This is a genomic window from Paenibacillus sp. JQZ6Y-1 (genome assembly GCF_040719145.1).
GTDB lineage: Bacteria > Bacillota > Bacilli > Paenibacillales > Paenibacillaceae > Saccharibacillus > Saccharibacillus kandeliae.
The window spans coordinates 1,385,468-1,410,637 of sequence record NZ_JBFDUZ010000001.1 but is presented as its reverse complement, the minus strand read 5'-3'; the positions used below and the strand labels follow the sequence as shown (position 1 = coordinate 1,410,637).

General features: G+C 46.1%; 18 protein-coding genes and 1 tRNA gene. 8 read left to right on the top strand and 11 right to left on the bottom strand.

Annotated features, from left to right (window positions below; genetic code table 11):
- Positions 1-117 precede the first annotated feature (117 nt).
- From ABXR35_RS06215 to ABXR35_RS06190, 6 genes are all read right to left on the bottom strand, one after another.
- Positions 118-1,080, bottom strand: a complete 963-nt coding sequence (locus ABXR35_RS06215; RefSeq protein ID WP_367056942.1) for an acetylxylan esterase — start codon at positions 1,078-1,080, stop codon at positions 118-120.
- 216 nt (positions 1,081-1,296) lie between these two features.
- Positions 1,297-2,226: a glycoside hydrolase family 113 gene (locus ABXR35_RS06210; protein WP_367061220.1), complete on the bottom strand. Its 930-nt coding sequence runs from the start codon at positions 2,224-2,226 to the stop codon at positions 1,297-1,299.
- A 24-nt stretch (positions 2,227-2,250) separates the two neighbouring features.
- Positions 2,251-3,285, bottom strand: coding sequence for a glycoside hydrolase family 130 protein (locus ABXR35_RS06205; RefSeq protein WP_367056940.1), 1,035 nt, complete (start codon positions 3,283-3,285; stop codon positions 2,251-2,253).
- A 123-nt stretch (positions 3,286-3,408) separates the two neighbouring features.
- Positions 3,409-4,242 carry a carbohydrate ABC transporter permease gene (locus ABXR35_RS06200; protein WP_367056937.1) on the bottom strand — a complete coding sequence of 278 codons (834 nt, stop codon included), beginning with the start codon at positions 4,240-4,242 and terminating at the stop codon, positions 3,409-3,411.
- Positions 4,243-4,245: 3 nt separating this feature from the next.
- Positions 4,246-5,124: a carbohydrate ABC transporter permease gene (locus tag ABXR35_RS06195; RefSeq protein WP_367056935.1), complete on the bottom strand. Its 879-nt coding sequence runs from the start codon at positions 5,122-5,124 to the stop codon at positions 4,246-4,248.
- 103 nt (positions 5,125-5,227) lie between these two features.
- Positions 5,228-6,529 carry an ABC transporter substrate-binding protein gene (locus ABXR35_RS06190; protein ID WP_367056933.1) on the bottom strand — a complete coding sequence of 434 codons (1,302 nt, stop codon included), beginning with the start codon at positions 6,527-6,529 and terminating at the stop codon, positions 5,228-5,230.
- A gap of 232 nt (positions 6,530-6,761) precedes the next feature.
- Here ABXR35_RS06190 and ABXR35_RS06185 point away from each other — a divergent pair, with 232 nt between their 5' ends.
- The 6 genes from ABXR35_RS06185 to ABXR35_RS06160 all read left to right on the top strand — a co-directional run bounded on the left by ABXR35_RS06185 (position 6,762) and on the right by ABXR35_RS06160 (position 14,427).
- A complete protein-coding gene (locus ABXR35_RS06185) occupies positions 6,762-7,937 on the top strand; it encodes an AGE family epimerase/isomerase (RefSeq protein ID WP_367061217.1) in 1,176 nt (391 codons plus the stop codon).
- Positions 7,934-9,127 carry a glycoside hydrolase family 130 protein gene (locus tag ABXR35_RS06180; protein WP_367056930.1) on the top strand — a complete coding sequence of 398 codons (1,194 nt, stop codon included), beginning with the start codon at positions 7,934-7,936 and terminating at the stop codon, positions 9,125-9,127. The genes ABXR35_RS06185 and ABXR35_RS06180 overlap by 4 nt, the downstream gene beginning before the upstream one ends.
- A 168-nt stretch (positions 9,128-9,295) precedes the next feature.
- Positions 9,296-10,303: a substrate-binding domain-containing protein gene (locus ABXR35_RS06175; protein WP_367056927.1), complete on the top strand. Its 1,008-nt coding sequence runs from the start codon at positions 9,296-9,298 to the stop codon at positions 10,301-10,303.
- Between the two features lie 330 nt (positions 10,304-10,633).
- Positions 10,634-11,620, top strand: a complete 987-nt coding sequence (locus ABXR35_RS06170) for a glycoside hydrolase family 5 protein (RefSeq protein WP_367056925.1) — start codon at positions 10,634-10,636, stop codon at positions 11,618-11,620.
- Between the two features lie 242 nt (positions 11,621-11,862).
- Positions 11,863-12,360 (top strand): GNAT family N-acetyltransferase, encoded by a 498-nt coding sequence (locus ABXR35_RS06165; RefSeq protein WP_367056922.1) that lies wholly within the window; start codon positions 11,863-11,865, stop codon positions 12,358-12,360.
- 339 nt (positions 12,361-12,699) lie between these two features.
- Complete coding sequence (locus ABXR35_RS06160) at positions 12,700-14,427, top strand: cellulase family glycosylhydrolase (RefSeq protein WP_367056920.1); 1,728 nt, start codon at positions 12,700-12,702, stop codon at positions 14,425-14,427.
- A gap of 176 nt (positions 14,428-14,603) precedes the next feature.
- Here the strand turns inward: ABXR35_RS06160 and ABXR35_RS06155 are convergent, their stop codons facing one another.
- Together ABXR35_RS06155 and ABXR35_RS06150 are read right to left on the bottom strand one after the other, a co-directional pair.
- Positions 14,604-16,199 (bottom strand): TROVE domain-containing protein, encoded by a 1,596-nt coding sequence (locus ABXR35_RS06155; protein ID WP_367056917.1) that lies wholly within the window; start codon positions 16,197-16,199, stop codon positions 14,604-14,606.
- A gap of 571 nt (positions 16,200-16,770) precedes the next feature.
- Positions 16,771-16,835 (bottom strand) — tRNA-OTHER (locus tag ABXR35_RS06150).
- Between the two features lie 284 nt (positions 16,836-17,119).
- Here ABXR35_RS06150 and ABXR35_RS06145 point away from each other — a divergent pair.
- Both ABXR35_RS06145 and ABXR35_RS06140 read left to right on the top strand, forming a co-directional pair.
- Complete coding sequence (locus ABXR35_RS06145) at positions 17,120-18,418, top strand: helix-turn-helix transcriptional regulator (protein WP_367056915.1); 1,299 nt, start codon at positions 17,120-17,122, stop codon at positions 18,416-18,418.
- Positions 18,405-19,250, top strand: coding sequence for a WYL domain-containing protein (locus ABXR35_RS06140; RefSeq protein ID WP_367056912.1), 846 nt, complete (start codon positions 18,405-18,407; stop codon positions 19,248-19,250). The genes ABXR35_RS06145 and ABXR35_RS06140 overlap by 14 nt, the downstream gene beginning before the upstream one ends.
- A gap of 156 nt (positions 19,251-19,406) precedes the next feature.
- Here ABXR35_RS06140 and ABXR35_RS06135 read toward each other — a convergent pair whose 3' ends face one another.
- From ABXR35_RS06135 to ABXR35_RS06125, 3 genes are all read right to left on the bottom strand, one after another.
- Entirely contained in the window at positions 19,407-19,688 is a 282-nt protein-coding gene (locus ABXR35_RS06135) for a hypothetical protein (RefSeq protein WP_367056910.1), read from the bottom strand.
- A 31-nt stretch (positions 19,689-19,719) separates the two neighbouring features.
- On the bottom strand, positions 19,720-21,519 hold the full coding sequence (locus ABXR35_RS06130; protein ID WP_367056908.1) for an SWIM zinc finger family protein: 1,800 nt from the start codon (positions 21,517-21,519) through the stop codon (positions 19,720-19,722).
- A gap of 69 nt (positions 21,520-21,588) precedes the next feature.
- The gene (locus tag ABXR35_RS06125; RefSeq protein WP_367056905.1) at positions 21,589-25,158 is read right to left on the bottom strand and encodes a DUF4132 domain-containing protein; all 3,570 of its coding nucleotides are present in this window, start codon (positions 25,156-25,158) and stop codon (positions 21,589-21,591) included.
- Positions 25,159-25,170: the final 12 nt, after the last annotated feature.

Below are 25,170 nucleotides of genomic sequence, written 5' to 3'. Positions count from 1 at the left end.
GTAAGTAAAAGTATGAGCTTAGTGTACACCAGTAGCGATATGTGAATCCATATCCATTTTGTGATATTTGTTTACATCATTGTTAACAATTGGTTACATCTTCGATATGCGCTTTATTTATAGCTTCAGAAAGGTGCGCAATGCCATATCGCCCAGATACGGCAAATACTCATGACCGTATTCGTGATAGATCAATAGCTCTTTATTACCTTCAATCTTGTTATACGCTGCGAATTGAGTCGATGGCGGACAGATGATATCGCTTAGTGCCGTTACCCATAGCACGTCAGCCTGAATACGATCTGCAAGATTTTGAATGTCGATATAGCCGAGTTTATTAAAAATCTCATCCTCACGCAGATGATTGGGATCGAAGAAACGGAAGTAGTATACCAGTTCCTCGTAAGCCGATGTGGTCGGGCTGACGTCAAACGCTCGTCTGTAATCCGACAAAAATGGATACACCGGAATAGCAATTTGCACACGAGGTTCCAGAGCAGCACATGCCGTAGCAAGCGCTCCACCCTGCGAGGCTCCATATACACCAATCCGCCCTTCATCCACCTCGTCCATGCTCATCAGAATACGTACCGTCTGCACCGTATCCAGAAACACATTGCGATAATACAGCTTATCGGGATCAGGATCATCAATGCCTCGAATAATATGACCGCGTACCGTTGTACCCTGAATCGTTACCGGATCAAGCGAAGGTCCTGCTTGTCCGCGGCAGTCTAATGCAAGCACAGTAAAGCCATGAGCAGCATAATTGACTTTATCGAACCATTCCCCGCTATCGCAAGCGTATCCGTGGAACATCGCTAGACCCGGTCCCGGTTTGTCCGATGCGCGTTTGATCGGTCGTACCAGTTTGGCATGTACGTTGGCTCCACCTACTCCGGTAAAATACAAATGAAAACACTCTGCCAGCGGCGACTGAAAGTCCGCTCGCATTAGCTCATAATCTAGCGGCTGACGGTCCAGCTCCGCTAACGCACGTGTCCAATATTCATCGAAATCCGCAGGCTTAGGACTGCTCCCCTGATACTCCTTCATTTGTGCAAGTGGCATATCTGACATACAACTTCCTCCTTTATCAACGATACAAGATGAACGATACAAGTCGGTTAGCGCGGCAAAGGAAGGCAATGTCTCCACTGGACACATCCCCTCCCTATTGCGCTTATATCTATCCTACCGAATATTCTGTTAAACAAATAGTCTGTATCTGTAAGTCCACCATCTCTGCATCTATTTCTATAGTAATCCTCAATCACTAATCACCAATCATTTATGTTAGCGCGAGCTGTAAAAGTCACGAATGACCTTCTCTGCCGGTTTGCCAAACACGCCATACCCGTCATCCTGATCCGCAGCGTTTTCCTCATACAGCAGCGCACTCCAATCCCACAAGCCAAATCCTCTCACCCAATCGCGCTTGCCTGCATGTTGAAACATGGCTGTATAATACGCCGCCTGCTCCTGCCCATTGACCTCTCCTTGCCAGCCCCAATCGTTCGGAATCGCCGCCGAGCCGGTTCGACTTGGACAACCCGCCTCTGCGAAAAAGAATGGCTTATTGTATGGCTTCACAATCTGTTCTATCCGCTCGAGCTGCTGCTCCCAATCCTGCTGTGGATAGTAACCGCTGGAGGAGATCACGTCCACTGCATCCCACCATTTCACATGATCCTCTTGATACTTGTCCGTGTTATAGCTAATCAGCCCCGTATAGTGCTGACGTACATCGGTAATCAGCTGTCGCCATTCTGCGGCACGGCGCTCGGTTTGCACCATTTCACAGCCAACAATCATCATGCTACAACCAGCTTGCTCGGCAATTCTTGCATAATGACATTGGTAATCTGTATAGCTTGCAAACCACTCATGCCATTTCGGTTCACAGGGTACATCCAGATCAAAAAAGTTAATATGCGCACGCCATGTCCCATTACGGCAATTGACTGTCGGCTTCAACATAGTTCGCATCCCGAGTGACTGCGCATAATGCAGCATCTCAAGCAGCTCATCGTCCTCCACCATATGTTCTCCGTGGTAATCCACCTCAGTACTATGCGGAGTATCCTGCAATGCCGCCAATGCAAAAATAACATATTCACTTCCAGTGCGCTCTTGCATCAGACGCAATGAGCGTCTGGCTTCCTCGGTACGAAACTCGCCACGCTGACTTAGCCAGCCATAGGTAAAGCCTTTGATATAATCCATACGGATTCCTTTCTGCTGCATGATTTACATGCGCCCTATTTCGCTATCATCAGCGATGTCTTCGTGATGGTCGATTGTATAACGAACAATCTCTTCTACTGTTGTGTAGGCAATACCGACGTACGTATCTGCTGCTCCATAATAGATCGCGATTCGTCCGGTGTCCGCATCATGCAAAGTAGCGCACGGGAAGACGACATTGGATACAAATCCTTGCTCCTCGTACCATTCCTCTGGTGTGAGGACAAAGGTAGACGAACGGTATTTTACACGCGATGGCTCATCTCGATCCAGAATGACCGAACCCATGCTGTAGACAAGCCCATTGCAGGTGCCTGTTACGCCATGATAAAACATCAGCCAGCCTTCGCTTGTTTCAATCGGTGCGGGACCGCCACCAATTTTCACCGCTTGCCACCAGCCATCTCCACCTTTTGCCATAACATGACGGTGCTTGCCCCAGTGAACTAGATCCGGGCTTTCGCTAACAAACACATCTCCAAATGGTGTATGACCGCTATCGCTCGGACGAGATAGCATCAGGAATGTATCGTTGATCTTGCGCGGAAACAACACGCCATTGCGGTTGAACGGCAAGAATGGATTTTCAAGACGGGTAAATGTTTTAAAATCTTTGGTGCTTGCAAAGCCGATTGCCGCTCCGTAAAAATCCGTGCACCAGATGACATAATACGTATCCTCTACGCGCACCACTCGCGGATCGTACGCATAATTCGGCTGAAAGGGCTGACCTTGCTCGTCGCGAAATTCGATACGTTCTTCTTCGATCTTCCAATCCAATCCATCTTCACTCCAACCGAGGTGCAAATGCGGACGTCCATTCGTTGTCTCGGCGCGAAATACGCCAACAAAGCGCCCTTCATACGGAACAACAGCACTGTTAAAAATGCGGGCAACTCCTTTGACCGGATTCCGCTTAATAATAGGGTTATTGCTGTGACGCCAAACGGGGAATTCGTAGCCGTCCGGCTTGTTTTGCCATGGCAGATGAGGTAGTGCTTCACCAATAATATGAATCGATTGCGTGATATGGGTCATAATCGTATTCTCTCCTGTCTCTAAAAAGATAAATATTCGCTTGTACTGAAATATTGCTATGCTGCTCTCAATCTCGTCTTATTGCTGTTCGTTTCTTCCTATAATCCCAAGTGGAACAAAGGATCATTTAACAGAGCCATTTGTAAATCCGTTATAAATATACTTTTGCAGAATAAGGAAAATGATCAATGTCGGAATAATCGCAATCATGATCCCCGCACAAATGACCTCCCACTGCGATCCATACGGTCCCTTGAACTTGAATAGTGCCGTCGATATGACCTGAAGCCCTGACTTGGGCATGTACAAGAATGGTGTGTAAAAGTCATTGTAAATATTGACACCCTTCACGATAATGACGGTAACAATGGCTGGCTTGAGCAACGGCAGTATAATTTTCCAGTAGATTGTAAAATAAGACGCCCCATCCAGCATGGCAGACTCATCCAGCGCAGTTGAGATGGAATCGAGGAATTGTAAGAAAATATAGACCGCGATAATGTCGGTACCGAGATACAGCACAACCGCTGCCCAGCGTGTATTCACCAGATCAAGCGCATTGACGATCTGAAATGTCGCCACTTGCGTTGTCACGCTTGGAATCAGCGTGGCAAGCAGGAACGCTCCCATAATCAGCTTGCTACCGCGGAATTTGAATCGATTCAGTACAAATGCAATCATTGAGCCAAGCAATGTAGCTCCGATGATCGACACAACTAGAATGAATGTCGTATTGGCAAAGCCGAGCAGCATTTTGCCATCGACAAATGCTTTGACATAATTGCTGAAATTCAGCCAGTTGCTAGGCGGCAACAAAGGGCTTGTTGCAGCGTATTCCTGCTTTGTTTTGAAAGAAGCAAAAAACACGACAATAATGGGCAGCAATGCCACTACCGCACCCAGCACCAGAGAAGCGTATTTGAGAAACGATACCACGGAATATTTGAGTGTATACATCAGTTAACGATCCTCCTTGATCAGCGCGCGCTGAAGCAGCGTAACGAGAATGACGATAAATAGCAGCACCACAGCCAAGGCAGAAGCAAGACCCAGCTTGCTATATTTAAATGCCAGATTGATCGTTTGGATGACAAACGTTTCACTACCATTCGAGCCATCGACCATAATGTACGGAATATCAAAAGCACTGATCGCCCCACTGATAGCAAGGATGATATTCAGCTGTACAATCTTCTGAATACTTGGCAAAATAATATGCCGAAACTGATGCCAGCGATTCGCCCCATCAATATCCGATGCTTCATACACGTCACGATCAATCGACGAGATGGCACCGAGGAAGATAATAAAGTTAAAGCCCATATATCGCCAGACCGATGCGCCTGCTAGCGAATAGTTGATAATGTCTGGATTCCCTAGCCAGAGCTGTATATACTGCCCCAGCCCGACCGCCTGCAATAACGTATCCAATGTGCCATCTGGGCGGAAAAAGAACAGGAAAATAAATCCGATTGCCACTCCGTTCAGCATATATGGGAAAAACAGAATGCCTTTGAACCAATTTTTGAAGCGAACCTGAAAGCTCAAAATGGTCGCAAAGTATAGCGCTAAGCCCATCTGCACAAACGTCCCAAAGAAATAGTACAAGCTCACTTTAAAGACGGAAAAGTATTCTGGCTCTGTAAAAATACGCACATAGTTTTTGAAGCCAACCATATCCATATGTTTGCTGTAACCATTCCAGTCGGTAAAGCTGTATTTGAACATATTGATGACCGGTAAATACGAGAACACAATCAGTAGCAATAGCGGCACTGCGGAAAAGCCAACAATAATCACCTTGCGCTGATTGGCATAACTAAGATTGGAAAATTTCAACTCGATTCCCTCCAGCTTGGCTCACATGTGCATGCAGAAGCGGACAGAAAGAACGGAAAAGCATCTCACGTCCTTTCCGCCATGCTCCGCTATCAATAGCCGTTTATTGGGCAACTGCCGCTCTGGCTTTGGTCCATGCCTCATTCAGCGATTTCATAATGTCATCATACGATTCATTCGTATTACCGATTGCTGCTTCAATGATGCGTTTTTTGAAGTCAGGCTGCCATAAACCGATTTCGCCTTCTTTATCAATCTTGTCGACAAGACCTTCTTCGCCAGCTTTCGCTGGGGTGATCGTTTGGAACTCGACCCCATCCTTTTCATAATCCTTTAAGATCGTAGGAAGTTCTGCACCTTTGGCAGGGCTGATACTGCCAGCCTGCTCCACCGCGTAATTCGATTTGTTGGTAAACCAGTCCACCCATGCGCGTGCAGCTGCTTTGTTTTCACTATTCACATTGATCGCCAAATTGTAATCGGCAGCGAGCGGCACGATCACCTTGGAAGCATTAGTAGGGAACGGCATAAACCCAATATCGTCTTTGTTGGTAGCAAGCCCTTTCACCTGATCAATTGCCCAAGAACCAAGTACCATCGTGGCAATTTTGCCGCTAGCAAGATCGGCTTTGGACGTTTCCCAATCGGTAGTGGTTGGGTCCTTTTCAATCAGACCATTTTTCGCTGCATCGTACATGACTTTGTACAGATCGTAATGCGGTTGACCAGCCACAAAGTTATTATCCGAAGCAGGTTGTTTGATATTCACATAATCCGGGTCACCCGCGACTGTTGTAAGATCGGATTCCCACTGTGTCAATGCCCAGCCAGAAGCGTAGTTCGTATACAGAGGCACTGCCTGTGTGTTCTGCTTCACCTGCTGCAAAGCATTGATGAATTGCTCCGTTGTTTTCGGAATCGTGGTAATACCCGCTTGTTTAAATACGGCTTTGTTATAAATGATTCCCGAATATGTAATAGCAACCGGGATACCATACACTTGATTATCAACCATACGCTCTTCGATGCCTGTATACTTATCCTTCATCTCATCATAGGAACCGAGCGGCTCAAAAAAGTCTGGAATATCCTTAATGGGAATGCTAGTCGGAATCAGCAGCACATCGCCATAATCCTTCGTGCTCATCCGTACCTTGATCTGACCTTCATAATCAGACAACGCTTCAAAATTCACTTTGACATCTGGGTATAATTTTTCAAACTCCTTGGCGTAATCCTGAAACACTGTATCCACGATGTCTGTACGCTGTGTAATTACAGTAATCTCACCTGACAGTTGATTTGGATCATTACCGGCTTCCGATCCACTGCTCCCACATCCACTGAGCAGGGATATAGCCAGCACCGATGCGATCGCACCCGTCATCCATTTGCGCAAGTTCATAATAATCCCCCTCCCTTATTCCTTTACTTAATTTAACCTAATCGATTAGGTTACAAATGGATTCTATAATGATAACGCTTTCTAGTCAATATCTATTTTATATATAGAATCATGACAATAGACAAATGAGTTCGTTATTTTCCAATTGACTTTCGCTTTGAGATGTTATTATATTGAAATATAAAGTAATCGATAAAGTTATGAAGAAGGTGTATGTGTGACGACACTATCAATGGAGCAATTGCACGAGGAAATCAGACAGGAATGGCTGGAGCATATCCTTCCCTTTTGGATGAATCTGAAGGATGAACAGTATGGTGGGTATTATGGCGAAGTGAATTATGAATTAGAGCAGCGACATGATCAGCCCAAGGGTGGCATTGCCACAGCACGGTTATTATGGTCGTTTGCAGCAGCGTACCGAGTCACGGGAAATGAAGATATTGCAGTCCATGCACATCATGCGTACCGTTTTTTAAGTGTTGCGCTTACCGATTCAGAGCATCAGGGCATCTACTGGTCGGTAAATCATACGGGTAAACCATTGGATACACGCAAGCATGTATACAATCAGGCATTCGCCATCTACGCTCTGAGTGAATATTACCGCGCAACTGCTGTTCCCGCAGCGTTGGAACAAGCAATAGCACTATTTCATCTGATTGAAAGCATTGGTTACGACGCCGAATTAGGCGCTTATCGTGAGGAGTTCGATCGCCGCTGGCAGCAGCAACCGAATGAGATGCTGAGCGAGAATGGCGTGATGGCGGATATTACGATGAATACGCATATCCATGTATTGGAAGCGTATACGACATTGTATCGTGTCTGGCCAGACCAACGTGTACAGGATGCACTAAAGCGACTACTGCTCATTTTGCGGCAACGGATGTATGATCCAGTTAAGCATCGACTGCATGTATTTTTTGATCGGGATTGGAAGTCACTGCTTGATTTGACTTCCTTTGGTCATGATATTGAAGCTAGCTGGCTCATTGATGATGCGATGAGCGCGATTGATTGTCACGAGCCATCCTATATCGAAATGATCGAAGGGCTGGCTAACGGTGTAGCTGAGTGTGCGATACAAGCGGATGGATCGCTAATGAATGAGCAGGAACAAGATCATATCGATACAACGCGTATCTGGTGGGTGCAGGCAGAAGCGATGGTTGGCTTTTACAATGCGTACCAGCGTACCGGCGATGCACGCTTTCTGGATACAGTTGCCGGATTGTGGACATACACACGAACGCATCTGATCGATTCCCGCCCCGGTGGCGAATGGTTCTGGTCTGTCGATGACGATGGGCACCCGGGAACACGCGAGATTGCTGGAATGTGGAAATGTCCATATCATAACAGCCGCTTTTGCATAGAACTTATAGAGAGGATGAACAAGCAATGATTCATGAGCAATATGCTGCCCTTGCAGCTAGACAAAACGAACTGCTACAACGCCGCAATGAGGTGGATTCAACATTTTACAATGGAATCTATGAGCGCTATCGTTATCCCGTGCTGACTCGCCATCATGTGCCTGTGCACTGGCGCTTTGATCTAGATCAAGCGACAAATCCATTATTCTTGGAGCGTCTTGGGGTCAATGCCGCGCTCAATCCGGGGGCTATCTACCATGATGGCAAATACATTCTTGTTTCTCGTACGGAAGGGCTGGATCGCAAATCCTTCTTTGCCCTAGCAGAGAGCGATAATGGGATCGACAACTTCCGCTTTGTCGGTAAGCCGCTGACTTGGGACGATGTAGATCCGAACGAAACGAATATGTATGATATGCGGCTTGTGAAGCATGAAGATGGCTGGATCTATGGCATTTACTGCTCGGAGCAGAAGGACCCCTCCGCTCTGGCACACGATACATCGAGTGCGGTGGCACAGGCGGGGCTTGTACGCACTCGTGATCTCAAGACATGGGAACGGTTGCCTAATATTCGCACTTCTTCCCCGCAGCAGCGTAACGTGGTGCTGCATCCAGAGTTTGTACATGGCAAATATGCCTTTTATACTCGTCCGCAGGATGGCTTTATTTCGACCGGTTCTGGCGGCGGCATTGCCTTTGGTTATTGTGAAGACATTACCCAGCCGATCATTGATAGCGAAACCGTCATTGATGAACGCCGTTATCATACCGTCTATGAAGCCAAAAATGGACAAGGTCCCGCTCCGATCAAAACTGAGCGTGGTTGGATTCATATTGCGCACGGTGTACGCAATACGGCAGCTGGGCTGCGCTATGTGTTGTATGTATTTGTAACCAGTCTGGATAATCCTGCCGAGATTATCGCCAAGCCGGGTGGGCATTTTATCGCGCCTTACGATGCAGAACGTGTAGGCGATGTATCCAATGTCATTTTCTGTAATGGTGCTGTTGTGAACGAGCGAGGCGAGGTATTTATTTACTATGCGTCCAGTGATACACGTATTCATGTAGCGACAACGACAATCGACCGCTTGGTAGACTATGCGTTCCACACGCCTGCCGATCCGCTGCGTTCCCTTGATTGTGCCAAGCAGCGCGGCGCATTGATCGAGCAAAATGAAAAGCTACTATCTTCCACTCTCACTCCTGCCGAATAGGTCACTTGCCGTCTCAGCGGTCGCCATCTCTTTATTACTGGATAACGAACCGTTATACTGTTGTTACTATCGCATGCGTCAAAAGGCATACTATGCTATCCCTTGGGAAGCAGTAGCCGTGACTGGCTGCGGACAGCAGTGAACCTAGAGAAGCCCAGGAGATGAGAGATGAATAAAAATATCACCATGCGCGATATTGCCCTGAAGATGGGCGTTAGCAGTGTTACCGTATCCAAAGCATTGAATGATAAAGATGGAGTTAGCGACGAACTCAAGGAAAAAATCAAGCTAGCTGCATGGGAAATGGGCTACCGGATCAATTCGGTAGCCAAATCGATGCGGGAAGGTCTTACTTACAATGTGGGCGTGATTATTCCTGAGCGTTTTACTGATACGACGCAAACCTTTTACCTACGTCTGTATCAAGAAATTGCTGTTGCGCTACAGCAGCACAACTACTACGGCATTCTGCACATTTTAAGTCATCATGACGAGGAGAATCTGAACCTCCCTCGCATCTATCATGAGCAAAAGGTCGACGGCTTCATTATGCTCGGTCAGGTGAGCAAGGAATATATCGAGATTATCGAGCCGATTGAACTGCCTAAGATGTTTCTCGACTTTTACGATGAACATTCGGAGATTGATGCGATCATTACCGATAACTTTTACGGTGCTTATGAGCTGACCAACACACTCATTCGACAGGGTCATCGGGATATCGCTTATGTAGGCAATCTCTATTCGACAAGTAGTATTCAGGACCGCTTCCTCGGCTATTACAAATCGCTGCTGGAGCATCGTCTGGAGTTGAAGCCGGAATGGATTGTAAAAGATCGGGATGAGCAAGGAAGCTTTGTGGAGCTTGAGCTTCCGAAGCAGATGCCGTCTGCGTTTGTATGCAACTGTGATCAGGTGGCTCATTTGCTGTTGCAAAAACTGCAAGCAAGTGGTTATCGTGTACCCACAGACTGCTCCATTGTCGGCTTTGATAATGATATATACGCGACCTTATCCGAGCCTCATCTCACCACCGTAGAAGTTGATATTCATCACATGGCATCGACGGCTGTACAATCTATGCTCAAAAAAATTCGTACACCAGAAACCCGGTTTGGTCGGGTGCTGGTACAAGGCAATATTATCGTTCGCGATTCCGTGCAATCGCTAGTATAATCACATTTCCTTTTTTCCGAATCTGACTGCCTCCTTCCGACTGCACGGCAACAGTGCTAGGCGGGTGGCGGTTCGGTCGGATTCCCACTATTATCGAATGGCATCCGATCCGCGGAGCGACATAGGCAACGAAACTATACCGTTCTATAGGTATTATTTCCCGACTAAGTACGATTAGCTACGATTCAACTTTTGTAACTCACCATAAACACTGCTGTTTTCCTTTTGATTTTGACTTTGCAAAGGCGTGTGGCTGGCCAGCCTGTTTGATTCGTGCATGTACAGCGCTCTAGCAGGTTAAAATAAATAAAACAAACCGGAGGTAGATGTATGAAGAAGCGATTAAGCAAGGGATTACTGTTCACCCTGGTCTCCATGTTAGTGATGTATAGTTTAGCTGGGTGGGCTGGCGGAGCTTCCGCTGCTTCAGGCTTTTATGTAAGCGGTACCAAATTATATGATTCGACAGGTAAGCCGTTTGTTATGCGTGGAGTCAATCATGCGCATACATGGTTCAAAAATGATCTGAATACCGCTATCCCTGCTATTGCCAAAACAGGCGCCAATACTGTACGTATTGTGCTCTCCAACGGCGTTCAATACACCAAGGACGATGTCAATTCGGTCAAAACTATCATCTCGCTCGTTAATCAGAACAAAATGATCGCTGTACTGGAGGTTCATGATGCGACTGGCAAAGACGATTATGCGTCGTTGGATGCCGCCGTTAATTATTGGATCAGTATTAAAGATGCGCTGATCGGCAAGGAAGATCGCGTGATCGTTAATATTGCCAACGAATGGTACGGTACATGGAACGGCAGCGCTTGGGCAGACGGGTACAAGCAAGCCATTCCAAAGCTACGTAACGCTGGAATCAAAAATACATTGATCGTTGACGCTGCGGGTTGGGGACAATATCCACAATCAATCGTTGATTATGGTCAAAGCGTCTTTGCCGCCGATAGTCTCAAAAATACGATCTTCTCAATCCATATGTACGAGTATGCAGGTGGTACCGATGCGATTGTTAAATCCAATATGGAAGCTGTACTGAACAAAGGGCTGCCGTTGATCATTGGCGAATTTGGTGGTCAACATACGAATGGCGATGTGGATGAACAAGCGATCATGCGCTACGGTCAGCAAAAAGGGGTCGGCTGGCTCGCTTGGTCTTGGTATGGTAACAATAGCGATCTGAGTTATCTTGATCTGGCTACTGGTCCTAATGGGTCACTGACTACTTTTGGCAATACAGTCGTCAATGATGCTAACGGTATCAAGGCAACGTCTCAAAAAGCAGGAATTTTCCAATAAACCTTTAGGATACAAGTAAAGTAAGCAATTGAATAGGATGTATTCATTCATACATCTCCAAATACCCTGTTAGCGTATGAGCAACAGGGTATTTGGAGATTATACTTGCTAGTATAATCATCCCATTTACATCGATACCGTGAATAATTGGTAAATGTACACAGACAACTGCCTGTCATCAGGCTATAATAGACAAGATTGGTTGATACATACTACCTGTAACGGACCAAAGGAGGATCATAATGAATATCCATCCCCTAGATGCCAGCCATGCGGAAGCATACCGTCAGCTTCGCTTAGAGGCACTGGAGCAATACCCGGAAGCGTTTGCTTCTAGTTATGAGGAAGAACAAGCATGGCCGCTTGACCGCTTCGCTCGTCGGCTCGGCACCGAAGAGCGCATTACGCTTGGTGCATGGTTGGAACAAGAACTAATCGGCTCCGTAACATTAATGCCGCAAAGCAGAACCAAACTCAGTCATCGTGCTAATATTGTAGCGATGTATGTGAAACCGGAGCAGCGAGGATCAGGAATCGGTCGTCGTCTAATGGAAGAAGCGATTGCAGCAGCGCGTCGTACCGGTGTGATTGAGCAGCTATATTTATCGGTGATGGCGCATAATGAGCCTGCCAAGCGATTATATATGGCACTCGGATTTGAGGCATATGGTAAGGACTGGCGTGCACTCAAGATTGGCAATACGTATCATGATGAAGAATTAATGGTACTTTTTTTGTAATTATCAGCATGCAGGTACAGGACATACATTCATACGTACAGAAACAACCGACGATCTCGGTAGGCATATGGAATGTCTACAGACTGTCGGTTTTTTGTATATTATTGAGCGATATTCTTTCTGCCTGTAACTGCATCGATGGCATCTCCCTGTCTTCACTTCCTTTAATGACTACTCAAATTTCCCATATATTATATATTTATCTTTTTATTAGAAAATCACTAATTTCCATATGATTTTAGATGCAATTATGACGGTGTTTTTTAAACATCGACTATGATAATTTATAAATCAGAAAGCGCTTTCAATATTTAAATTACACACATAAAGGAGAATATTATGACAAAACGCAGGTCCAAATCGCTTCTCTCCTTCACGATGGCTGCTGCCCTATTGGTATCGCTACTGCCTTCTTTTTCTTATGCTGCTAGCAGTGAAGAACAGGCTCCGGTTCAACCGAAAGCCGCCACTGTCAGTATGCAATCATATGTCGATGCGATGCAGCCCGGCTGGAATCTGGGGAACTCTCTTGATTCGGTCGGTGCAGATGAAACTGCTTGGGGCAATCCAAAGGTAACGCAAGCACTGATCAAGCAGATTGCCGCTCAAGGCTACAAAAGTATCCGTATTCCGGTCACCTGGGATTCCCATATCGGTGCCGCCCCCAACTATACTATCGATCCGACGTATCTGAATCGTGTCGAGGAAGTAGTGAATTGGGCGCTGAATGAGAATCTGTACGTGATGATCAACGTGCATCATGATTCTTGGGTTTGGATTAGCAAAATGGAATCTCAGCACGATACCGTACTAGCACGCTATAATGCAGCATGGAAACAAATCGCGGATCGCTTCAAAAACACATCCTCCAAGCTGTCATTTGAAAGCGTAAACGAGCCGCGCTTCACCGATGGCGGTACAACCGATGAAACCAAGCAGCAGCAATTGCTGGACGAGCTGAATGTTTCGTTTCACAAGATTGTCCGTGCTTCCGGCGCGCAAAATGCTACCCGTCCACTCGTTCTATCCACATTGGAGGCTTCCCCAACCCAGACACGGATGACGGCGCTGTACAATACCATCTCCAAGCTGGGTGACAGTAATATTATCGCTACCGTTCACTATTACGGCTTCTGGCCATTCAGTGTGAATATTGCTGGTTATACCAAATTCAACAATGAAGTGCAGCAGGATATTACGACTACATTTGATAATGTATACAACACGTTTACCGCCAAAGGCATTCCAGTCATTCTCGGTGAATATGGTTTGCTGGGCTTTGACAAAAGCACCGGCGTGATCGAGCAAGGCGAAAAGCTGAAGTTCTTCGAGTATATCGGTTATTACACCAAGCAAAAAAAGATCGCTACCATGCTATGGGATAACGGTCAGCATTTCAGCCGTACCGCCTTCACATGGTCCGATCCTGAACTATTCAATATGATCAAAACAAGCTGGTCTACTCGTTCTGCTACGGCAGATAGCGATCTGATTCATGTCAAAAAAGGCTCTACTATTCAGGATCGTAGCATCAACCTGAATCTGAACGGCAACTCCTTCTCTTCCCTAAGCGCAGGCAGTACGGTTCTGCAAAAAGGCACAGATTATGATATTAGTGGTAATGTGCTGACGATCAAAGCAGCACAACTGACCAAACTGGTATCCTCCGGCAAACTGGGAACAACCGCTACACTGACTGCCAAATTTAACAAAGGCGTCGATTGGAAATTTAAAGTGGTGCTGTACAGCACACCAACATTGAGCAATGCACAGGGAACGACTAGCTCGTTCAGTATCCCAACTCAATTTAACGGCGATCAGTTGGCAACAATGGAAGCCACCTACGCGTCTGGCGGCAATGCCGGTCCACAAAACTGGACTTCGTACAAAGAATTCGAGACAACATTTAGCCCGAATTACAGTGGCAACACAATCAAGCTACAACCAGCATTTTTCAATGAAACGCAGGATGGTGTCGTCAATCTGAAATTCTACTTCTGGAGCGGCGAAACCGTCACGTACAAAATCACCAAAAACGGCAGTACGGTAACAGGTACGACTTCTTGATGAAGTTATGGCTATAGTGCTATGTAGCGTAAGTTGAATATGCTCATAGCTACAATACTATATAGCATGTGTGTAGCATCCTATCATTCATGCAAAAGAACGCATCATCCATTGATGCGTTCTTTTGCATATTAGCATTGGTTTACGTGTTTACTAGATAATATATCGCTGTCGACTTAAGCATGATCTGCCGCATCCAGTTGCAACTGTTCAATATGCTGCACCATACCGGAGTAGCCCTTGACTGTCCGCGAAATAAAGGATAATACTAGATCGCTCCAACCGTAAATGTAAAAGGTTCGCATATCCTCTGGCGGCACCATTGCGTTACGGTACGGCGCAATATCAATAATAAATGCTTTGGCATTGCGGTTGATCTGATGACGATATGTTTGTAGCTCTTTGTAAAATGCACTACCATGATTTTGCTGCTCGTCGGTAATCATAATGATCTGATCTACTACCTCGTCATCGTTAATCAGCTTGCGTACTGGTGCACCCGTATTCGTACCGCCGCGTGTATGAATACGCGCCGCCTGCGTCATGATCGACTCCTCGCGCGAAGGTTTGGCGTCTTGTACAAACGTATCGAATAACCAGAACAACGAATTGCCGTTTGTCTTTTTGTATAAAGCCAATGCAAAGACAGAACCCGTCTGCAAATATTCCCCTGTCATCGAACCGGAAATATCCAGAAAAATCGCAGTTCGTCCTGGCAGATCGGGCAGATTGGCAAACGTTAGCTCTACCGCCTGTTCTAACGGCTGACGCAAAGCTTCATTTTCCACCTCATGAAAAGCCTTCACAAAGCGAAATGGCAGAATGCGCGATTTGCTCAACGCTTCGGTATCGGTTAGTCGCTCGATGACATAGTTCAGATTTTTCTTTTTCACTTTCTCGACATGGATTCCTTTCTTCCATACGCGCTTCCCATATTTGTTCAACTGCATTTTGCCGTCCTTCACCTGACCGCCGAATACACCTTGACGATCCAGTGTATTCAGATGACGCAGCAGCGCAAAGGCAGGCATCTGCTTCATCAACTCTTCCCACACCGCAGCACTCGGCTGTAGCACGCTGGTCACTGTCTCATAAGGCAATTTCCCTTGTTGAATCCAATGAATACGTTCCTGATCATTCTTTGCTAGCTTGAGCTTTTCTAAGGCTTCCAATTGCGGTAAAGCTGTCAAATCGGTTTCATGCCCGCGTACATATCGGTATAACGCTTGCTGCTGGGCATTGCGCGGCTTCGGATGAGTCGTTGCCACAGCATCACCTAGCGAAAAACCACGTCCACGTCCATTGTATTTGAGCGCCCAGTACTCACTCATACCGGATAAAAAAGCGGCAACCTGTCGTTTGACCGCACGACCGCCCTGACCACGACCTTGACCGCGTAAGATGGTCATAAAGTCTGCCAAATCGGACGGTATTTTTACGACATGCGGAAATGCTTGAGCAAATAAGGTAGGTTGAGCAGCAGATAATAGCGCCAGTCCGTACAGAGGTTGCAGACGCATAAAACCTTTGTCACGTGCATACACTAACGCACGCGCCATAAATTCAGGGTTTAGCTCCAGCATTAATTCATGAATACCATGCGCTTCGTTGATCAGCTCTCGGCTGTCCGCATAAAACGTATTAGCAAATGTGTTCGTCAACAGCAGCTGCACATATTCTTCCTCTACACTACGATTGTAAGCAAGATAAGCTTCGCGATTGATGATTGGCTTGGATGGTTTGAGATCCAGCATTTTTTTGGCACGGCTCATAATGAATGCCTCCTTCTAAAAAGTATGTATGTTTAACTACACAGGTTATATGTTCCACATTGATGGGTTTATAGGATGATCGTAGATCTATTATGTACCGTGAATCATTTATTATATGTAATGAATCCGAGGAAAGGGAGAAAAGGCGCTAGGTCATACTGACGTAGATCAGCCTGCCTATAAAGGTCGAATTCAAATCGAAGTAGCCCTTTCTGGCGCCTCGGACAGTATATATATTCTTAATTGGTTGAAAATGTGCGGTGCCTGCCCAATGACAGGTCACCGTTGTACTTGGTTTAGGATCGCAAGTACAGTTGTGCTACTTTTCCTTTTAGTTCTACTTTTAGTTCTACTTTTAGTTCTACTTTTAGTTCCACTTTTAGTTCCACTTTTACTTCTACTTTTACTTCTACTTCTATACGTTGTCTTCTATGCTATACAAATCTGCACGCGCGGTGTGTAGCAACGTGCTATGTTCTATTACTACAGTCAATCTAAGCAAAAAGCATATCCGAGGAAATAGGTGAAAAGGTCCATTACCGCTCTACCATCTGAGCTATTCCGCCATGAACGGCGGAAGCCGGACTCGAACCGGCGACCAGTCGATTAACAGTCGAAGTAACCCTTTCAGGCGCCTCGGATATTAAATTTGCTGTGTTACTTGGTGTTACTTGGTGTTACTTGGTTATGCACTCTTATGTGTGTTACTTTTGTGTGGTGCATGGCGTTTCTTTGATGTCCTTATCTTCGCATATAAATAGAAGCGTCAACAGGGCGAAAGTATGGCGAAGTCGAATTTGTTTGTGTTTTTACATAGGTAAGATAGAGATATTGTAAGATGCGCCTTTGTCAGTTTCTAATTGAGATGTCCTTTGCTACAATATGCTGTACAGGGTTACTAGCAAGGGAGGAACATGAAGATGGCAAGAGAGAGCTTTGATAAAGAAATTCAGTTTTTACGTTTGTTGGCGCTGACGGGTGGAGCGTTTGATCGTCAGCAGTTTGCAGGACGTCTAGGTATTTCTGTACATACATTTGATAAAACAATTCGGCGTTTAAAAGAAGTGAATGGTGAGAATGATCTGACTGATCTGTTCAGCTACCGATATGCTGATTCGGCGGAGCCAGTGTTAATGTTTTTATTTCGCGCCAAATCTATGAAGGAATCGGAAAGCCGCCGCTTGCCAATTTTGTTATCCTCGCTCAAGCAACAGGATAAAACAGCCGCCGAGCTGCTGGACGCGTGTGACGAGCAATTAGCAGAATATGATTTTGCCCCACCGGATGAGAAAACGATTCGTTCCGATCTGCGCTATCTAGAGGATATTGGCGTCATTCGTCGACAGCCGGGAGGGCGACCGTATCGGTATCGCCTGAATCATGAGCTGACTGATTGTTTATCGCAAGAGGAATTGATCGAGCTGTATGAATTTGTAGATGTGATGGCAAATACACGCATTCCGTCGGTACAAGGCTATTTGCTGCGCGATAATCTTAAAAAAGCACTCAAAGCAACGATTCCCACAGAGCAATGGGACGAATCGCTATTAGAGCCATTCGGTTATCGGTATCATTATGACGCGCGCATCTTGGATGAAGCTCATCTGTACACGCTACTACGTATGATTCGCGAACAGCGATATGTTTCGTTTCAATACTATTCGCCCAGTCGAAAACGATCCTATGCGGCACAGCATACGAACCCATTGTTTGCCCCAGATCAGCAGCCGTTTCGTCAGCACATGCTGCCGCTTCAGGTTGTTTACGATCATCAATACGGACGCTGGTATGTCATTGGCACACTGGAAGGCGGACGTATCGCCAAATTCCGCATGGATGGCATGGTCGATCTGAATGGCGAGCAAACAGCGGATACGGAACTGTTTGAACAACGACTACAGCACATACGTCAGAAAATGCAGTACAGCTGGCTCGTCGATACCGGACAACCGCTTACGGTAAAAGTACGCTTTTTCAAACCTGTATTCCCTGCTAATGATTTTATTCGTGAACGGGTGATGATGCAGGGACAATGGGGTCGTATTACAGAGGAATATGAGCATAGCTTTATATTTGAGATTGTAGTGAATGGCTGGGTCGAGATTCGTCCATGGCTCCGTAGCTTCGGCTCAAGCTGTGAGGTACTTGAACCCGCAGGATTACGCCAATCATTGATTGAGGAATGGAAGGAGTTGCTGGATTACTATGAATCTGTTTGAGAAAATATTCAGCTACCAGCTCTCATCACGACTGGAAGAAAATGATCTATATACTCTTACTTCGCAGGAGCGTTCATGGCTGCGTATGATGCTGTCTCATCCAGCAGCGGAACATGCTTTTGATCCAGAAACGCGCGCTCGTTTGGAGCAATGTACATTGGACGATGAGCCGCCTGTATTGCAGCATGCTTTAATTGAAAAAGCAGGCACGACTGACGGTCAAAGTTACCTTCCTTGGCTACGTATATTGCGCCGTATCATGCGTAGTCGTCAAGGCATGATGCTAGGTCGATGCAACAAACATGGCGAACCGATTGCACCACAGCCGGGCATTCCGTGGCGATTGGAGTATTCGATGGCACGCCGCGAATGGTACTTATACTGGTTCAATCTAAGCCGCTTCGCTCCGATGATTACGCGGCTAGCGCATGTACAATCGGTAGAGCAGCATGAGATTTCACCCAAAACGTACACAACGGCAAGCGAACGAATGGATCATTTTGTACAGATCGATCGTCATGAAGCGGTCGTACAGGTATTGCCTATTTACAACGAGGAATTGACACGGATTTTGCACGCCTTTTCCTGTTTTGATAAAAAAGTAGAGTTTGATGAGCAGCTGCATACATACTGGATTCATGTTCATTTTACTGGGAGCGAAAGTGAATATGTGCTAAATCGTCTGCGCTTTCTCGGCAAACGAGTCAAAGTGGTAGAAGGTGATCATCTAAAACGCCGTATGCGCGAGACGGCTCTGCGGGCATTGGCTCGTTATGGCGATGTGCAGGTGGAAGAATCTGAGCAGGTAGAGGATGAAGCATTTCGCGAGTAATATTGCTGATAGGCAGACAGATTATCCTACAAAAAAGCCGGAACACGACAGATGGAATCCACTCCATCTGCTATGTTCCGGCTTTTTATAATGATAGTATTCATATCGCATATTGTTTGTATAACAATAGGATTCATCCATACACAACATTGATGCTTACGATGTGAATGAGCCTTCTGCCATGCGTGCATATGCACTTAACCGAAAAAACACTGCCATCACAGCCTGCTGTTCACCAGCATGCAGTAGATAATTACGCATTTGATCTTGCTGTTGATGAAGCAGCTCTGCTAGTGTATCCATGCCCAGCGAAGAAGCGATCTGCTCCATCGATTCCAATTGCGCTAGTTCTTCCACGGGCAATTGATTGACACCACGCAGCAATACGCCGTGCAGCCAATGATTCAGATCAGACAGCAATTGTTCAGCGATATTCAATGGTGCCGCCTCCCTTTTGTTCATACACTTTTCATGAGTGTGCGCCATCCAGCTTTAAGTTAATCAAACGATCCTGTTGTAAAAAACTAACCGGATACAAATTCACCCCATCACTCTGCACCAATGCGTAACAATCAATCAGGCTACGAAAAGACGTGCTGCGTTCCAATTCCTGCACCATGGTACGCCATTCAGGATGATCTGGAATGATCAAGGACACCGATTCTTCAGCAGGCGTTTGCGCTGTAATGATCGTAGTCTGGGTTAGACGATCAAACTGCACAGACTGTATGGATGAAAGTTGCAGCATATGCAACGACATTTTCTTCTCACCAAACAAGGAAGGCTGTAGCGTATGATGCAGCTGTTCTACTGAGGATAGCGTATAAGCGCCAAAATCCACCTCTTCTACCGCATGTCGAGGTTGTTGTTCCATCCCGCTACTATCACTAGCAGACAGGCGATAATCTCGATTCGCCTTGATCCCGCGAAAGATCCACTGCTCTTGACTCAGTTGTCGTAATGGCAAATTGGCTCGCCACGGACAGGATTGATTATACTGCGACTGGTACTGAAATGAATTGGCTTCATAATAGACCGGACGCGTATCGCTGTAGGTGTAGATTTGCCGATCAGTCAGACTGTACAAATAATACGTAATGCCTTTATAACCGGAAAGTGTCTCCCACGGCTCCGCTCCGATTCCATACAATTCCAGTATCGGTATACGGTAATATTTGCTACGGAAGCTGCCTGCCAATTCAGCACGTCGCGCCGGAGATTGCTCCTGCTCCCATGCTTCTAATGTCAAATAAGCCGAGGTTAACCGATTCAGCAAAATACTCATATTAAACCGCACATGGCGGGCAAAAAACAACTCCAACTCGCCTTGAATTCCACGCAGCATACTTTCCAAATTCGGCAATGCTTCACTATGCGCAGCAACCGCCAGCGTTTCTAGTCGTGCCGTCATCGTCTGTGGCAGTCGTGCCAACCCTGTTTGTAGCCATTCACCGAACAATTCACGGCATTCCTTCATGACTTGCGGATGTGATGCAAAGCTATACATGTGCTGTTCCAACATAGGCTGATCCTGCAAGCCTTGATGCTGACGATACCGAAGCAATGCTTCCAATTTGTATAACAGAGCGTCCTTTCCTTTCACTGTACATAACGCCTGAGCAGGATCAGCGTGAGGGTCATTGCGAAAAGAAACCTCCACTCCATAATCGATCAGCCTCACGGTTAGCAAAGTGTCATAGAGTAGTTCAATACCTTGTGGACGTGCAAGTCTAAATTCCGCTTCTTCCAGTTGAGCGGTTGTAAATGACTGTAGTAACTGGGAAAGTGGAGTATCCAGCAACCAACGGAACCGCTCTGTGAGGGCTGACTCTTCTGAATTCGCTTGGCTATGACTATGTTTACTATGCTGTTCAGCTAAAGTTTCAGACGCAGGGACGTTATCCGAATACACGGGAGATTCTTCGTTTATATCCCTTTCTATCATCCCCACATCTGAATCAGTACCAGTACCAGTACCGATCTGATGGTGGCGTTGATGGTACAGAATAGCAATTAATATATGTTTGCATAGCTGTTCAGCTGGGCAGCTACATTCACATTGCTCTATTTGATAAGACAGCTGAACTACAATGCCATCGCTTAACGTCGCTTGTACTCGCTCATTGTCTGTCCATTCATAGTCCACTGTGATACCTTTATCCATATCTTTTTGTGCACGATTATACAATCCTTTATTCGCATAACGAATCAAATAATCTTCAGTACAGCCAGCAAGGAACTGCTGGAATCGGCTTTCAAAGGGTTCCATACGTGTATTTACCTCCGCCGAGATTGGGTTGAGCAATCGATGTACAGTTAAAATTCAAGCGAGCTGAGATCAATCCACTTCGCCTGCTGCACGCAGTATATCATACACCGTTTCGCTAAATACACGATCCGGTACGTCTACTAGCAGTGCTGCTTTTTCTGGAGAATAGTAGTGATGACGTTGACCCCGCTCGTCATTTTTGTAAAAGCGTAATTCTTCCAGTGAAATGTCGTCCATACCTTCATAGTACGAAATGCTCGTTCCGCTAAATCGCAATTCGGCAATCAGATGATCATACTGCTTGTATAGTTCGTCGTAGAAGCCTCCATCCTGCGCCTCTCCTTTGAACCATCCATAACGCTCCAATGCTTTGGGGAAACCAGTCGGCGAATATTCCCCTTTGGGTACACCCGTCCATTCGCGGCGCTGTAGCTCCTCATCCTCCGGCAAATAAGTGCGACGCTCCAATTGGGTAAATGGCTGTACCACTTCGTAATCTTCCAGTTGTGTCTTCCAATCTGCCAGTAGTTGTGGTTCCAATTCCAGCGGATGTACGAGACCGATCTGTCCACCCTGCTCCAGCTCGTATTCATCCTCATCGACCGTGTTGAATGTACCGTCATCCATATAGCGGAATGTTGTCGTCAGCGTATCATTTGTATATACGCCCCAGATGAGACTAACCGCAAACTGACGCATGATGATGTTTTGCACAAACAAATCGGTCCATTCATCCGTTGTCCATAGACGACGTTTGGATAACGATTCCTCCAGACGCTGTGCCTGCAAGGTAACCATGGTTTTGAGGTCTTTTTTCAATTGGGTAAAGGTAGACTTGGACTGCTTCACCAGAGTCTCGTCAGCCTTCTGAGCAGCGGCAGGCAGACTTTTGACGATTTTGCCATTTTCCTGATTGATCACACTCAGTTGCAGATCGCTATTTACCTTCACCGTAAATGCACGCTCGCCATAGCTCAATTCCAATTCGCCCTTGCTGTCCAGACCCAGTGTAGTAACTAGACGGTCTGCCAACTGCTCTGGCGTTAGATTCATATTTTCCGCAGCCAAATGTAAAGATTCGGCAGCAGCAGTTTTGACCTGACGGTTTTTGATCGTACGAGACAACTGTTCAATTAGCATCAAGGCGGCAGTATCATTCAGATAAGCGAGAACACGCACAGCTTCGGCAGCGATCGCCCCACGGCTATTTTCAGACCAATCCTTGATCTGACTCCCGAGCATATTGATCAGACGTCGATCACCGAATAAAGCTGCCAGATATAGCGTCCACTTCTCTTTAGCAGGTGCTCCCTGCTGCAACCATAGCTGCACCAGTTCCAAGGCAAAATCAGCTAACGATTGCTTGGAAGCATAGTCCTTTACTTCATGCAGGCGCTCGTTCGGCGATGTTGTAAAATCAAGGGATTGCAGCAGCAAATAACGCTTAATCTGATCATCCAGCGGCGTACCATCCGGTCGTTGCAGCTGCGGTAACATGTCGATGGGTAACCATTGAATACGGCTCAGTTTTTTCGCATCTGTTTTTGCCGCAATGGCAGCATGTGCGACCTCTGGCGGCTGATCCGCTGTATGGATAAGTACCTCGATCAAATCGCGGAAACCTTGCGATTTTTCCTTTTTCAGCAGCTCGGTATAGAGATCACTAGCATTGTCTAGATGACGCAGCGAATCCAAAATCCATTCTTTGACTGAAGCCTTTTTCTCTTGACTATAAACGGCAGTGTACAATTCATCATCTACGCGACGAGCAAACTGTGAGCGCGCCAGCCCATTGATTTTTTTGGATGAATCACCCAGACCAAGACGCAGCGCTTCCGCTTGCTGCTTGAGGTCCAACTGTTCCTGTGCCTCATAGAGCGTTTCTAATACCAACGTACGTCCATCAAGCGGTAGCTTGCTGTACTGCTGCAAGCTTTGGGGGATGTATGTCTGTACGATGGATGTATATTCCGAGATTGGTACCGATACATAGTAATATTCTGGACGTCCCTGTAATTGCAATACATTTGTCAGCAATTCATCCGTATTCACCTCTGGATCGTCACTGTACGTCTTCAGCACGTCAGAGCTTTCAAAAAACGGTGCGCGATACAGGGTCGACAGTATATTCAGCAATGGAATATCCGGTTGGGTAATAGCAATCAGGAACCGGCGAAATAGCTCCGAGTGTACTGGCAGATAGGAAATGACGAGCAAAATCTGACTTGCTTTTGAATTGCGGTGATCATTGATCCACAGCGTACGTACATTTTGATTGTTGTGTATATCGGCTAGACTCAATTCTCCTTTTAAATAGCTTGCCAGCGTTTGCCCTGACTTGTTGCTGTCCAGTCGATCTTCGAGCGTTTGCAGCACAAGCTGCTCCAACTGTGCCTGTGCATTGGGTGATTGCACATGACCCGCATCCAGCAGCACCTTGAAGATCAAAGCGCGCGTAGCTGCATTGCGCGAAATCGCCATCGCATGCTCACTGACCTGAGGATTCGCAGTGATCGCATTGCGCACATGATTCCATAAGGTAGAGTAATTATTAAGCTCATTACGGATCAATTCAATCAAACCATACGGCTGCTCCAACGAGACGATGCCGTCTACCAATGTCGATACATCCTCTTTACGGTTGGACAGCAGGGTTAAATATTGTCTGGTTTCCAGCGGTAGAGCTTCATGCAAGCTACGAATGGTATTCAGTAGCTGCTGTGCAATCTGATCTGGCTGCTTCAATAGATTGGATTTGCCGCCATGCAGCGTCAAAATGTAAAAGAACGCAGTATGCACATACACCAGTTCGCGATAAACAAGTTCACTTTTGATCGTTTGTTTGGATGGTTTTGTTGAAGGAAAACGATGTTTCCATTCTGCTTCGCGCTGGTTTTGCAGAAAATCGGCATCGAGATCGAGATCGGAAGCCATAATGTACTGAGTCAACCGCACAGGCAGTACCGTTTGTAACATCTGCTGCAATTCACGATCCAGCTTTTTGCTGTCTTGCCATAGTACATATTGCAATAGCGGCGGTAGCTGCTTGGTGATTTTCTCTACATGCTTCTCATCCCATGCACGATAGAGATGCAGCAATAGTAATAATTGCACCGCATAATCAATACGGGCAACTTGATTACCTTTCGTTTTAAGTGCGTTTGACGGCTGTTTTAGATCGCTATTAGACAATAAAAAATCGATACCTTTTTCGACAATGTCTTGACCTGCATATCGGACAAGCGCTTGCAGCGCAGAGCGCCCTTCCTGCTCTGCCTTTTCCCACGATTGCGTACGACTGCCTAGCGTAAGCGGAGTCATACTGCTATTCATACACAATTCAAATACGTACCAATTGTTATAATAATATCCATCCCACGTGTTGGATGTATGTAAAACAAGCGAAGCGGCACGATAAAAGGCATCATTACGTTCTTTTTTAGATAACTTGTTTAGCGCTTCAAATGTCTGATAGGCGTACTGATTGGAATGCTTCATCATATCGGGCATCGTATCTGTTGCACCCGTAATATAATCCAGAATCTCCTGCTTGCGGTCGGTCGTTTTGGAATATTCCTCCGAGCAATGACGAGCAAATTTCTCTAACAACGGATCAATTGAAGTTTGGTTTAACATCATCTATTCCCCTTT